The sequence below is a fragment of the Streptococcus sp. 9903 genome, from assembly GCF_013276625.1.
Taxonomy (GTDB): Bacteria; Bacillota; Bacilli; order Lactobacillales; family Streptococcaceae; genus Streptococcus.
Window position 1 is genome coordinate 41,276 of the sequence record NZ_VMLI01000002.1, and the last position, 14,984, is coordinate 56,259.

Annotated in this window: 9 protein-coding genes; all 9 read left to right on the forward strand. The window is 40.0% G+C overall.

Annotated elements, in window-relative coordinates; all coding sequences use genetic code 11:
* Positions 1–543: 543 nt before the first annotated feature.
* The 9 genes from HT696_RS01565 to glgA all read left to right on the forward strand — a co-directional run bounded on the left by HT696_RS01565 (position 544) and on the right by glgA (position 14,953).
* Positions 544–2,445: an ABC-F family ATP-binding cassette domain-containing protein gene (locus tag HT696_RS01565; RefSeq protein ID WP_173282888.1), complete on the forward strand. Its 1,902-nt coding sequence runs from the start codon at positions 544–546 to the stop codon at positions 2,443–2,445.
* A 2-nt stretch (positions 2,446–2,447) separates the two neighbouring features.
* Positions 2,448–3,311, forward strand: coding sequence for a MutR family transcriptional regulator (locus HT696_RS01570; RefSeq protein ID WP_173282910.1), 864 nt, complete (start codon positions 2,448–2,450; stop codon positions 3,309–3,311).
* 79 nt (positions 3,312–3,390) lie between these two features.
* Positions 3,391–4,569 (forward strand): MFS transporter, encoded by a 1,179-nt coding sequence (locus HT696_RS01575; protein ID WP_173282889.1) that lies wholly within the window; start codon positions 3,391–3,393, stop codon positions 4,567–4,569.
* Between the two features lie 91 nt (positions 4,570–4,660).
* Entirely contained in the window at positions 4,661–6,619 is a 1,959-nt protein-coding gene (ligA, locus tag HT696_RS01580) for an NAD-dependent DNA ligase LigA (RefSeq protein WP_173282890.1), read from the forward strand.
* A 113-nt stretch (positions 6,620–6,732) separates the two neighbouring features.
* Entirely contained in the window at positions 6,733–9,012 is a 2,280-nt protein-coding gene (pulA, locus tag HT696_RS01585) for a type I pullulanase (protein WP_173282891.1), read from the forward strand.
* Between the two features lie 321 nt (positions 9,013–9,333).
* Positions 9,334–11,262, forward strand: a complete 1,929-nt coding sequence (gene glgB / locus HT696_RS01590; RefSeq protein ID WP_173282892.1) for a 1,4-alpha-glucan branching protein GlgB — start codon at positions 9,334–9,336, stop codon at positions 11,260–11,262.
* Positions 11,252–12,394: a glucose-1-phosphate adenylyltransferase gene (locus HT696_RS01595; RefSeq protein ID WP_173282893.1), complete on the forward strand. Its 1,143-nt coding sequence runs from the start codon at positions 11,252–11,254 to the stop codon at positions 12,392–12,394. Before glgB ends, HT696_RS01595 begins: the two co-directional genes overlap by 11 nt.
* Positions 12,384–13,523, forward strand: coding sequence for a glucose-1-phosphate adenylyltransferase subunit GlgD (gene glgD / locus HT696_RS01600; protein WP_173217850.1), 1,140 nt, complete (start codon positions 12,384–12,386; stop codon positions 13,521–13,523). The genes HT696_RS01595 and glgD overlap by 11 nt, the downstream gene beginning before the upstream one ends.
* On the forward strand, positions 13,520–14,953 hold the full coding sequence (gene glgA, locus HT696_RS01605) for a glycogen synthase GlgA (protein ID WP_023936811.1): 1,434 nt from the start codon (positions 13,520–13,522) through the stop codon (positions 14,951–14,953). Before glgD ends, glgA begins: the two co-directional genes overlap by 4 nt.
* Positions 14,954–14,984 lie beyond the last annotated feature (31 nt).

The following is a 14,984-nucleotide window of genomic DNA, read 5'->3' on the forward strand; positions in this document are numbered from 1 at the left end:
CTTATGTATTTTTACCTATAATTTTAAATTGGTTTTTAATCGTATACATCCTTATTTATCAAAACTTTTTTCTATTATATAGCTATGAAGTATATCCTTTATAAAAAGACGCTGTTAAATAATCAGCCTTTAAAAAGCCTATTGTATCAAGTTTTCTAGCTTGGTCAGTAGGCTTTTTAATTATGAAATCTAGTAATAAATAGAGTTAAAAAGTTGAATGCTCCGAAAATATTGTATATATAGTAGCTGAATCTAAAATAGTACGAAACAAAAGCTAAAACATTTATAGAAATTAATTTTACTTTCCCAATCGATTTGTTCTCATCTTATTTCAATTTGCTATACGTACGTATATAATGAAAAGAATTAAATAATAGACTTGTGCGATAACTATTTGAAGCAAGATTAGCTGGTTAGAAAATCCAACAAGATAGCGAAGGAATATAACATGAAATATACATAATTTATTTTATGTTACAAAAATTGTACTAAAAGACTTACGATTGTCTTGAATGCCTTAGGGAAACATGCTATACTACTTGTATGATTATTTTACAAGCTAATAAAATTGAACGTTCTTTTGCAGGAGAGGTTCTTTTTGATAATATCAACCTGCAGGTTGATGAACGAGATCGGATTGCTCTTGTTGGGAAAAATGGTGCAGGTAAGTCTACTCTTTTGAAGATTTTGGTTGGAGAAGAGGAGCCAACTAGCGGAGAAATCAATAAGAAAAAAGATATTTCTCTATCTTACCTAGCTCAAGATAGTCGCTTTGAGTCTGAAAATACCATTTATGATGAAATGCTTCATGTCTTTGATGGCTTACGTCGGACGGAGAAACAACTTCGTCAGATGGAGCTGGAGATGGGTGAAAAGTCTGGTGAGGACTTGAATAAGCTGATGTCAGATTACGACCGCTTATCTGAGAATTTTCGCCAAGCAGGTGGCTTTACCTATGAAGCTGATATACGAGCGATTTTAAATGGATTCAAGTTTGATGAATCTATGTGGCAGATGAAAATTGCTGAGCTTTCGGGTGGTCAAAATACTCGCTTGGCTCTAGCCAAAATGCTTCTTGAAAAGCCAAATCTCTTGGTCTTGGACGAGCCAACCAACCACTTGGATATTGAAACCATTGCCTGGCTAGAAAATTATTTGGTAAACTATAGCGGTGCCCTCATTATTGTTAGTCACGACCGTTATTTCTTAGATAAGGTTGCGACGATTACGCTGGATTTGACCAAGCACTCTTTGGATCGCTATGTGGGTAATTACTCTCGTTTTGTCGAGTTGAAGGAGCAAAAGCTAGCTACTGAGGCAAAAAACTATGAAAAGCAGCAGAAGGAAATCGCTGCTCTGGAAGACTTTGTCAATCGCAATCTAGTCCGAGCTTCAACGACCAAACGTGCCCAATCTCGTCGTAAACAACTGGAAAAAATGGAGCGTTTAGACAAGCCTGAAGCTGGCAAGAAAGCAGCCAACATGACCTTCCAGTCTGAAAAAACGTCTGGTAATGTTGTATTGACTGTTGAAAATGCGGCTATTGGCTATGATGGGGAAGTCCTGTCAGAGCCTATCAACTTAGACCTTCGTAAGATGAATGCTGTTGCTATTGTTGGACCAAACGGCATTGGCAAGTCAACCTTTATCAAATCTATCGTGGATCAGATTCCTTTTATCAAGGGTCAAAAGCGATTTGGCGCTAATGTTGAGGTTGGCTACTATGATCAGACGCAAAGCAAACTAACAGCAAGTAATACGGTACTGGATGAACTTTGGAATGATTTTAAATTGACACCAGAAGTTGAAATCCGCAACCGTCTAGGTGCCTTCCTTTTCTCAGGAGATGATGTTAAAAAATCCGTCGGCATGCTGTCTGGTGGTGAGAAAGCACGTTTGCTTTTGGCTAAATTGTCTATGGAAAACAACAACTTCTTGATTCTGGACGAGCCAACCAACCACTTGGATATTGATAGCAAGGAAGTGCTAGAAAATGCCTTGATTGACTTTGATGGAACTCTTCTATTCGTCAGCCACGACCGTTACTTTATCAATCGTGTGGCAACTCATGTTTTGGAATTGTCTGAGAATGGCTCGACTCTCTACCTTGGAGACTACGACTACTATGTTGATAAAAAGGCTGAAATGGAAATAAGTCTGACAGAGGGAGCTTTAACCAGCAATCAAGCAAATGAAGTAAGTCCAGTCAATGATTATCAGGCCCAGAAAGAAAGTCAAAAAGAAGCCCGCAAACTCATGCGACAAATCGAAAGTCTAGAAGCTGAAATCGAAGAGTTAGAAAGTCAAAGTCAAGCCATTTCTCAACAAATGTTGGAAACAAACGATGCAGACAAATTGATGGAATTACAGGCTGAGCTGGACAAAATCAGCCATCGTCAGGAAGAAGCTATGCTTGAATGGGAAGAATTATCAGAGCAGGTGTAAAGATGGAACATCTTGGAAAAGTATTTCGTGAATTTCGAACAAGTGGAAATTATTCTTTAAAGGAGGCGGCAGGCGAGTCCTGCTCTACCTCTCAGTTATCTCGCTTTGAGCTTGGGGAGTCTGACCTAGCAGTCTCACGTTTCTTTGAGATTTTGGATAATATTCATGTCACAATCGAAAATTTCATGGATAAGGCAAGGAATTTTCATAATCATGAACATGTTGCCATGATGGGACAAATTGTGCCTCTTTACTATTCAAATGATATTGCAGGTTTTCAAAAGCTTCAAAGAGAACAACTTGAAAAGGCTAAGAGTTCGACGACTCCCCTTTATTTTGAGCTGAACTGGATTTTGTTGCAAGGTCTGATTTGTCAAAGAGATTCGAGTTATGACATGAAGCAGGATGATTTGGATAAGGTAGCAGATTATCTTTTCAAAACGGAAGAATGGACCATGTATGAGTTGATTCTTTTCGGTAACCTCTATAGTTTCTACGATGTGGACTATGTCACTCGGATTGGTAGAGAAGTTATGGAGAGGGAGGAATTTTACCAAGAGATTGGTCGCCATAAGAGATTAGTGTTGATTTTGGCCCTCAATTGTTACCAGCATTGTTTAGAGCATCTTTCTTTTGATAATGCAAGCTATTTTGAGACTTATACAGAGAAGATTATTGGTAAAGGTATTAAGCTTTATGAGCGTAATGTTTTCCATTATTTAAAAGGTTTTGCCTTATACCAAAAAGGACAGTGTAAAGAAGGTTGTAGCCAAATGCAAGAGGCTATGCATATTTTTGACGTACTAGGTCTTCCAGAGCAAGTAGCCTACTACCAGGAACACTATGAAAAATTTGTCAAAGATTAATTTTCCCAAATAAGGGAAAAAATAAAAAGCTCCTTTCGGTTTTGATACAATAGTTTCAAAATTTGAGAGGAGTTTTTATATGAATCGCTATGCAGTACAGTTGATTAGCCGTGGAGCTATTAACAGGATAGGGAATATGCTCTATGATTATGGCAATAGTGTCTGGTTGGCGTCCATGGGAACTATCGGACAGACAGTTTTAGGAATGTATCAGATTTCTGAGCTCGTCACATCTATTCTCGTCAATCCCTTCGGCGGAGTTATTTCAGACCGTTTTTCTCGTCGTAAGATTTTAATGGTGACAGACCTTGTTTGTGGGATTCTTTGTTTAGCTATTTCGTTCATAAGGAATGACAGCTGGATGATTGGCGCTTTGATTGTTGCCAATATTGTTCAGGCTATTGCTTTTGCCTTTTCTCGTACAGCCAATAAAGCTATTATAACTGAAGTGGTGGAGAAAGATGAGATTGTGATCTATAACTCTCGCTTAGAACTAGTTTTGCAGGTTGTAGGTGTTAGTTCTCCTGTTCTTTCCTTCCTTGTTTTACAATTTGCAAGTCTCCATATGACGCTATTACTAGACTCGCTGACTTTTTTCATTGCTTTTGTTCTAGTGGCTTTCCTTCCAAAAGAGGAAGCAAAAGTTCAAGAGAAAAAGGCTTTTACTGGGAGAGATATTTTTGTAGATATCAAGGATGGGTTACACTATATCTGGCATCAGCAAGAAATTTTCTTCCTTTTGCTGGTAGCTTCCAGCGTTAATTTCTTTTTTGCCTCTTTTGAATTTCTCCTCCCCTTTTCGAATCAGCTTTACGGGTCAGAAGGAGCCTATGCAAGTATTTTAACTATGGGGGCTATTGGTTCCATCATTGGGGCTCTTCTAGCTAGTAAAATTAAAGCTAATGTTTATAATCTTTTGATTTTATTGGCTTTGACAGGTGTCGGAGTTTTTATGATGGGATTACCACTTCCAAATTTGCTTTCCTTTTCTGGAAATTTAGTTTGTGAATTGTTTATGACGATTTTTAATATTCACTTTTTTACTCAAGTACAAACCAAGGTGGAGAGCGAATTTCTTGGGAGAGTACTAAGTACAATTTTTACCTTAGCTATTCTATTTATGCCTATTGCAAAAGGATTTATGACAGTCCTGCCAAGTGTCCATCTCTCTTCTTTCCTGATAATTGGAAGTGGTGTTATCATCTTGTCTTGTATATCGTTTATTTATGTTCGAACTCATTTTGAAAAATCGATATAAGGCTGCTTGAGTTTTAAAAATAATTCCAATCTAAGTGTTTTTCCGCCCTTCTCGTTTGTGAGGAGGGCTTAGTTTATGGTAAAATGGTCTTATGAATAAAAGAATGAATGAGTTAGTCGCCTTGCTCAATCGCTATGCGACTGAGTACTATACCAGCGACAATCCCTCGGTTTCAGATAGTGAATATGACCGCCTTTACCGTGAGTTGGTTGAGTTAGAAACTGCCTATCCAGATCAAGTGTTAGCAGACAGTCCGACCCATCGTGTTGGTGGCAAAGTCTTAGATGGTTTTGAAAAATACAGTCATCAGTATCCTCTTTATAGTTTGCAGGATGCTTTTTCACGTGAGGAGCTTGAAGCTTTTGATGCGCGTGTTCGTAAGGAAGTGGCTCATCCAACCTATATTTGTGAGCTGAAAATCGATGGCTTATCTATCTCGCTGACTTATGAAAAGGGGATTTTGCTTGCTGGGGCAACGCGTGGAGATGGTTCTATTGGTGAAAATATCACAGAAAATCTCAAGCGTGTTAAGGACATTCCGTTGACCTTGCCAGAAGAACTAGATATCACAGTTCGTGGGGAATGTTATATGCCACGTGCTTCTTTTGACCAGGTCAATCAAGCTCGCCAGGAAAATGGAGAGCCTGAATTTGCCAATCCTCGTAATGCGGCAGCAGGCACCCTGCGACAGTTGGATACAGCAGTAGTAGCCAAGCGCAATCTTGCCACGTTTCTCTATCAAGAAGCCAGCCCTTCAACTCGTGATAGCCAAGAAAAGGTTTTGAAGCACCTAGAACAGCTCGGTTTTGTGGTCAATTCAAAGAGAATTTTGGCTGAAAACATAGATGAAATCTGGGATTTTATTCAAAAAGTAGGACAGGAACGGGACAATCTGCCTTATGATATCGATGGAGTAGTGATCAAGGTCAATGACCTAGCAGGTCAAGAAGAACTTGGTTTTACCGTTAAGGCTCCAAAGTGGGCAGTGGCCTACAAGTTTCCTGCTGAGGAAAAAGAAGCTCAACTCTTGTCAGTTGACTGGACAGTTGGTCGTACAGGTGTTGCCACCCCAACTGCTAATCTGACTCCCGTTCAGCTTGCTGGAACAACTGTTAGCCGTGCGACCCTGCACAATGTGGATTATATTGCTGAAAAAGATATCCGTAAATACGACACGGTTATCGTCTATAAGGCTGGTGACATCATCCCTGCTGTTTTACGAGTAGTAGAGTCCAAACGGATTGCTGAAGAGAAACTAGATATCCCTACAAACTGTCCAAGTTGTGACTCTGATTTGTTGCACTTTGAAGATGAAGTGGCCCTGCGTTGTATCAATCCGCGTTGCCCTGCTCAAATCATGGAAGGTTTGATTCACTTTGCCTCTCGAGATGCTATGAATATTACAGGCCTTGGTCCATCTATTGTTGAGAAGCTTTTTGCTGCCAATTTGGTTAAGGATGTGGCGGATATTTACCGTTTGCAAGAAGAGGATTTCCTCCTTTTAGAAGGGGTCAAGGAAAAGTCCGCTTCTAAACTGTATAAAGCTATTCAAGCATCTAAGGAAAACTCTGCTGAAAAACTCTTGTTTGGACTAGGAATTCGCCATGTCGGAAGCAAGGTCAGTCAGCTCTTACTCCAACATTTCCATTCAATTGAAAATCTGGCTCAGGCAGATCCAGAGGAAGTGGCTAGTATTGAAAGTCTGGGTGGTGTGATTGCCAAGAGCCTTCAGACTTATTTTGCGACAGAGGGCTCTGAAATTCTCCTTAAAGAATTGAAAGAAGCTGGGGTCAATCTGGACTATAAAGGACAGACAGTAGTTGCGGATGCAGCCTTGTCAGGTTTGACCGTTGTATTGACTGGGAAATTGGAACGTCTCAAGCGCTCAGAAGCTAAAAGCAAACTCGAAAGTCTGGGTGCAAAAGTAACAGGCAGTGTTTCTAAAAAGACAGACCTTGTTGTGGCAGGAGCAGATGCTGGAAGTAAACTGCAAAAAGCACAAGAACTTGGTATCGAAGTTCGAGATGAAGCTTGGCTAGAAAGTCTGTAATGATCGTTTAAAAACAGAGTTTAGATAATATAACTATGTTTGTTAGTCGTGACAAAATTAGTCAAGAATTTATTAGTGAAACAGAAACAAATTAAAAAAAGGAAAAAATAAAAATGTATACCTACCCTATGCGCATTCATTACCATCGCAAGAATGGTGAATATGACACTTGCTCTTTTGTAAAAAGCCATGACCACCGAATTGATTTGCTGACCTACAAAGAAGATTATTTTGGCGCCTTATTTAGTTTTGAACATCCCAGTGTTCATCCCCTAGAAAGCTTGAATTTTGTAGTTCACACAGGCCAAACTAGTAAGGAATATGCTATCCGTTTTAATCACTATCCCCTATTAACAGAGGTCTGGATTTTGGAAGGGGATGATCGGATTTATTATTCTGAAAATCCTGCTATTGCCAGTCCTTTCTATAAAAATCAAAATCCTTTTGCCTTTGACAAGGCTATCAACAGTGCTAGTTTTGACCATCATTGGGGTTACCAAGGGGAATTGGGTTGCCGTGTAGAGGACAATCAGGCTCATTTTTCCCTCTGGTCACCAACAGCGACAGCAGTGCAAGTCCTAGTCTATGAATCAGCTGCTAATGATGCACCTGTTTGGAAGATTTTTGATATGGAGAGAGGCAATCGTTACTCTTATAACCATAAGGACAATACTATTGGTGTCTGGAGTTTGGATGTTGAGGAAGATTTGACTGGTAAGGCTTATCAGTATCAAGTCCAATTCCCTCATCACGAAACACTGACACGTGATCCTTATACAATCGCGACCAGCCCTGATGGCAAACGTTCAGCTATTTTGAGTCATGCAGAAAAGCAAGTTGAAAACTTTGAGGTTAAGCATGGTTCTGATGCTGCTTGGCGTTTGGAAAATCCATGTAAGGCAGTTATTTGTGAAATGCATATTCGTGATTTGACCCAATCACAGACCTCAGGTGTGGATGAACATCTTCGAGGAACGTTCTTGGGTGCTGCTCAGACTGGAACGGTTAACCAGTACGGTCAGTCAACTGCTTTTGATCACATCAAGAAGTTGGGCTACAATTATGTTCAGTTGCAACCAATTGCAGACCGTCACAAAGAATACGATGAGGATGGAAATGTAACCTACAACTGGGGTTATGATCCACAAAACTATAACGCACCAGAAACTAGTTTTTCAACTAATCCAGAGGATCCAGCTCAGGTTATTCGCGACTTGAAGACCATGGTTCAAGCTTACCACGATGCGGGTATTGGTGTTATTATGGATGTGGTCTATAACCATACCTTCTCAGTTGTTGATGCACCTTTCCAAACAACTGTCCCTGACTATTATTATCGTATGAATCCAGATGGTACCTTCCAGAATGGAACTGGTGTTGGAAATGAAACAGCCAGTGAACACGAAATGTTCCGCAAGTATATGATTGATTCTCTTCTATACTGGGTGCAAGAATACAATATTGACGGCTTCCGCTTTGACTTGATGGGGATTCATGATGTCAAGACCATGCAGATGATTCGTCAGAGCTTGGATGAAATCGACCCTAACATTATCCTCTATGGAGAAGGTTGGGATATGGGAACAGGCCTTGCCCCTTATGATAAGGCTAAGAAAGACAATGCCTACGAGATGCCAAATATTGGTTTCTTTAATGACAATCAGCGCGATGCTGTCAAAGGTGGAGAAGTTTACGGTGCAATTAAATCAGGTTTTGTCAGTGGTGCTGCGACAGAGCCAATTCTAGCTAAAGCAATCCTAGGAAGTCGTGAATTAGGAACCTATACACATCCAAATCAGGTGCTTAACTATGTAGAAGCCCATGACAATTACAATCTTCACGATTTATTGGCAACTCTTCATCCAGACCAAAGTTCAGAACAAATCATGCGCAAGGTTGAGACAGCCACAGCTATGAACCTACTCATGCAAGGGATGGCCTTTATGGAAATCGGTCAAGAATTTGGTCGTACCAAACTCGTTGCGACTGGTGAGAATGGTGAGTTGACACATGATGATAGAGAGCGTGCGATGAATAGCTATAATGCTCCTGACAGTGTGAACCAAGTCAACTGGGATTTGATCAATGAGCGTCAAGACAGTATTGAGTTTATCCGTCAAGTCATCCGATTGAAGACAAAAACTGGTGCCTTTTCTTACTCTAGCTATGATGAAATTTACCATCATGTCTTTGTGCATTCTGCGATTGAACATAGCGGCTGCCTTATCTATGAAGTTCACGGCAAAGAACACCTCTTGGTGGTTGTGAATGCTAAATCAGAACCCTATCCATTTGAAAATGCAGGAAATTTAGAACTATTGGTGACCAATAGCCATTTAGCTGATAAAGACATGGTTGGTGGCGTTAGCGCTAGTGTCTTTAAAGTCTTATAAAATAGATTTATAATTTAAATTCATTTGCAGTACTGTATCTCTTAATAACAATAAAATCAGGAAATTGTTTTCCTGGTTTTATTTTTTGCTATAAAAAAATAATATTGGTAGCAAAAATACGAACTTTTTGGTATTATAGTAGAGAAAAGAAAGGCGTTTTCATATTTTTTTGAAAAACATTGATTTACAAGTGGACACATCAGTGAATTTGTTGAAGATTTTCAAAAGAATTTTTACTAAATATAGTAATTCACTTGAATCTTCTCTAAAAAGGTAGTATAATAAAAACATAGAAAACGCTTACAGAAAAGAGGAGGTATTATGGATAAAAGAGAAGCTTTGCGCACCTTTATGACAGGAGAAAATTTTCACCTTCAGCATTATCTAGGAGCACATAGGGAAGAACTAAATGGAGAATACGGTTATACATTTCGTGTGTGGGCTCCCAATGCTCAGGCTGTTCACTTGGTGGGGGATTTCACGAATTGGGTAGAAAATCAAATTCCGATGGAACGAAATGAATTTGGAGTCTGGGAAGTCTTTACCAGCCTTGCTCATGAAGGCCAAATTTACAAGTATCATATCACACGTGCAAATGGTCATCAGCTGATGAAGATTGATCCTTTGGCTGTACGGTATGAGGCACGTCCGGGTACTGGAGCTATTTTAACAGAGATTCCAGAAAAGAAATGGAAGGATGGGCTTTGGTTAGCTCGCAGAAAACGTTGGACTTTCTTTGAACGTCCTGTCAATATCTACGAAGTTCATGCTGGATCGTGGAAGAGAAATCCAGATGGAAGTCCTTATAGTTTTGCTCAATTGAAAGATGAACTCATTCCTTACCTAGTTGAGATGAACTATACTCATATTGAATTTATGCCCTTAATGTCCCACCCACTCGGTTTGAGTTGGGGCTATCAGCTTATGGGTTACTTTGCTCTAGAGCATGCCTATGGTCGCCCTGAAGAGTTTCAAGATTTTGTTGAGGAATGTCACTTAAACAATATTGGGGTTATTGTAGACTGGGTACCTGGTCATTTCACCATTAATGATGATGCCTTAGCTTATTATGACGGGACACCGACTTTTGAGTACCAAGACCATAATAAGGCTCATAACTATGGTTGGGGCGCTCTCAATTTTGACCTTGGAAAAAATGAAGTCCAGTCCTTCTTGATTTCTAGCATTAAGTTTTGGATTGACTTTTACCATTTAGATGGTATTCGCGTGGATGCCGTTAGCAATATGCTCTATCTTGACTACGATGATGCTCCATGGACGCCTAATAAAGATGGTGGCAATCTCAACTATGAAGGATATTATTTCCTTCAACGTTTGAATGATGTCATTAAACTAGCACATCCAGATGTGATGATGATCGCAGAAGAAAGTTCGTCAGCAACCAAGATTACGGGAATGAAAGAGCTTGGTGGTCTAGGATTTGACTACAAGTGGAATATGGGCTGGATGAATGATATCCTTCGATTCTACGAAGAAGACCCTATTTACCGTAAGTATGACTTTAATTTGGTAACTTTCAGCTTTATGTATGTTTTCAATGAAAACTATCTCTTACCATTCTCACATGACGAAGTGGTTCACGGTAAGAAGAGTATGATGCACAAGATGTGGGGAGATCGCTATAATCAATTCGCAGGCTTGCGTAATCTCTACACTTACCAAATTTGTCACCCTGGTAAGAAATTGCTCTTCATGGGTAGCGAATACGGTCAATTCCTAGAATGGAAATCCGAAGAACAGTTGGAATGGTCTAACCTAGAAGACCCGATGAATGCTAAGATGAAGTATTTCACTTCTCAGCTAAACCAGTTTTACAAAGATCATCGCTGTCTGTGGGAAATCGATACCAGCTATGATGGTATTGAAATCATTGATGCGGATAATCGAGACCAGAGTGTTCTTTCCTTCATCCGTAAGGGTAAGAAGGGCGACATGCTAGTCTGCGTCTTTAATATGGCACCTGTTGAACGAAAAGATTTTACAATTGGACTACCTGTTGCAGGGATTTACGAAGAAGTATGGAATACTGAGTTGGAAGAGTGGGGAGGCGTTTGGAAAGAACATAATCAAACTGTTCAAACGCAAGAAGGACTATGGAAAGATTATGAGCAGACCTTGACCTTTACCCTACCGGCTATGGGAGCTAGTGTCTGGAAAATCAAACGTCGCTTGAAACCTACTAAAACCGTCACAAGTAAAAACCAAAAAGGAGTAGAAAATGAAGAATGAAATGTTAGCTTTGATTCTTGCTGGTGGGCAAGGAACTCGTCTCGGTAAACTCACTCAAAGCATCGCAAAACCAGCTGTGCAATTTGGTGGGCGCTACCGTATCATTGACTTTGCCCTATCAAACTGTGCCAACTCAGGAATTCATAATGTTGGGGTCATTACACAGTATCAACCTCTTGCTCTCAACAATCATATTGGGAATGGTTCAAGCTGGGGACTAGATGGTATCAATTCTGGTGTTTCTATTCTCCAACCTTATTCTGCCAGTGAAGGAAATCGTTGGTTTGAGGGGACTAGTCACGCTATTTACCAAAATATCGACTATATCGACAGTGTCAATCCTGAATATGTCTTGATTTTGTCTGGGGATCACATCTACAAAATGGACTATGATGATATGCTCCAGTCTCATAAGGACAATAATGCTAGTTTGACAGTAGCAGTTTTAGACGTTCCTCTTAAAGAAGCGAGCCGTTTTGGTATCATGAACACAGATGCCAATAACCGCATTGTTGAATTTGAAGAAAAACCAGCTCAACCTAAATCTACAAAAGCTTCTATGGGAATCTACATTTTTGATTGGCAACGCCTTCGTAATATGTTAGTCGCTGCTGAAAAGAGCAATGTAGATATGTCAGACTTTGGTAAAAATGTCATTCCGAATTACCTTGAGTCAGGTGAAAGTGTTTATGCTTACGAATTTAGTGGTTATTGGAAAGATGTTGGTACGATTGAGTCACTTTGGGAAGCGAATATGGAGTACATTTCTCCAGAGAATGCCTTGGATAGTCGTAACCGTCAATGGAAGATTTACTCAAGAAACTTGATTGCACCACCAAACTTCCTCGGGGCAAATGCTGATGTGGAAGACTCATTAGTTGTAGACGGATGTTTCGTTGATGGAACTGTTAAACATTCTATCCTTTCAACAGGCGCGCAAGTTCGCGAAGGAGCGGAAGTTGTTGATTCAGTTATCATGAGTGGAGCTATCATTGGTCAAGGAGCTAAGATTAAACGTGCCATTATTGGTGAAGGTGCGATTATTTCTGACGGTGTCGAAATTGATGGAACAGATGAAGTACAAGTTGTAGGATATAATGAAGTAGTGGGGGTAGCAACAGATGAAGATTGATAAATATTCTGCCATTTTAGGAAATACAGTTGGTTTTCATGATATGTCGACATTGACGGACCACCGTCCAGTAGCAAGTTTGCCATTTGGTGGGAAATATCGTTTGATTGACTTCCCGCTTTCTAGTCTTGCTAATGCAGGTGTTCGTAGTGTCTTTGGTATTTTCCAGCAGGATAATATCAGCTCAGTCTTTGACCATATTCGTTCAGGACGCGAGTGGGGCTTATCAACCCTTCTTAGCCATTACTATCTAGGAATTTACAATACCCGTGTAGAAAGTAGCACAGTTGGAAAAGAGTACTACCAGCAGCTTCTCACTTATTTGAAACGTTCTGGGTCAAACCAAACAGTTTCACTCAACTGTGATGTTTTGATTAACATTGATTTGAACCAAGTTTTCCACCTACATAGTACAACAAAAGGGCCTATCACTGTAGTTTATAAAAAACTAGCTAAGAAAGATATTTCAGAAGTAAATGCAATCTTAGAAGTGGATGAAACAGACCATGTTCGTTCTCATAAACTCTTTGATAGCAAGTCAGCAGCTGAAACGTTCAATATGTCTACAGATATCTTTGTCGTTGATACACCTTGGTTGATTGAACGCTTGGAAGAAGAAGCTAAAAAAGAACATCCAGAGAAGTTGCGTTATGTTTTACGGGATTTGGCTGCAAAAGAGGGAGCTTTCGCCTACGAGTATACAGGCTACCTTGCAAATATTCATTCTGTAGAGTCTTATTACCAAGCTAATAAAGATATGCTTGAATCACAGAAATTCTATTCTCTCTTCTCACCAAATCAAAAGATTTATACAAAGGTCAAAAACGAAGAACCAACTTATTATGCTAATACATCTAAAGTAAGCACTTCTCAGTTTGCGTCTGGTAGTATCATTGAAGGTCAAGTGGCTAATTCTGTTCTATCACGTAATATTCATGTCCATAAGGATAGCTTGGTTAAAGATAGCCTACTCTTCCCTCGTGTTGTTATTGGAGAAGGTGCTCAGATCGAATATGCTATCTTGGACAAGGGTGTTGAAGTTGAGCCTGGTGTTGTGATTCGAGGAACTGCAGAACATCCAGTTGTCGTTAAGAAAGGTAGCAAAGTAACAGAGGATATTCATTCATGAAAATTTTATTTGTAGCAGCAGAGGGTGCACCCTTTTCAAAAACAGGTGGTCTGGGAGACGTCATTGGCGCTCTTCCTAAATCACTGGTAAAAGCGGGACATGAAGTTGCAGTGATTTTACCCTACTATGACATGGTAGAGTCTAAATTTGGAAATCAGATTGAAGATGTGCTTCATTTTGAGGTGAGTGTTGGTTGGCGCAGACAGTATTGTGGGATTAAGAAAACCGTCTTAAACGGTGTAACCTTCTACTTTATTGACAGCCAATATTATTTCTTCCGTGGTCATGTTTACGGTGATTTTGATGATGGGGAACGTTTCGCTTTCTTCCAACTGGCTGCCATTGAGGCTATGGAAAGGATTGACTTCATTCCTGACCTTCTCCATGTTCATGACTACCATACAGCCATGATACCGTTCTTGTTAAAGGAAAAATACCGTTGGATTCAAGCCTATCAAGGTATTAAAACTGTTTTAACCATTCATAATTTGGAATTCCAAGGACAATTTTCAGAAGGAATGTTATGGGATTTGTTTGGAGTTGGCTTTGAGCGTTATGCTGATGGCACCCTTCGCTGGAACAACTGTCTGAACTGGATGAAGGCTGGTATTCTTTATGCTGACCGTGTTTCAACCGTTTCACCTAGTTATGCTCATGAAATTATGACCAGTCAGTTCGGATGTAACTTGGATCAGATTCTTCGAATGGAATCTGGCAAGGTCTCTGGTATCGTGAATGGGATTGATACGGATATTTATAATCCGGAGACTGATGCTCATTTAGACTATCATTTCAATCAGGAAGATTTGTCTGGAAAAGCCAAAAATAAGGCAAAATTGCAAGAAAGAGTTGGCTTGCCAGTTAGAGCTGACGTTCCACTGGTGGGAATTGTTTCTCGTTTGACACGTCAAAAAGGTTTTGATGTGGTGGTCGAAAGTCTGCACCATATCTTGCAAAATGATGTTCAGATTGTTCTTTTGGGAACTGGCGATCCAGCCTTTGAAGGAGCTTTCTCATGGTTTGCTCAGATTTACCCAGACAAGCTATCAGCAAATATCACTTTTGATGTCAAACTTGCTCAAGAAATCTACGCCGCTTGTGATCTCTTCCTCATGCCAAGTCGTTTTGAACCGTGTGGCTTGTCTCAAATGATGGCGATGCGTTACGGAACCTTGCCATTGGTTCATGAAGTTGGTGGCTTGCGAGATACCGTTCGTGCTTTCAATCCAATCGAAGGAAGCGGTACTGGCTTTAGCTTCGACAATCTATCTCCTTACTGGTTAAATTGGACTTTCCAAACAGCATTGGACTTGTATAGAAACCATCCTGATGTTTGGAGAAACCTACAAAAACAAGCTATGGCGTGTGATTTCTCATGGGATACAGCCTGCAGGTCATACCTTGACTTGTACCATAGTTTAGTTAATTAATAGATAAAATCGTATGATGACTTCATACGAT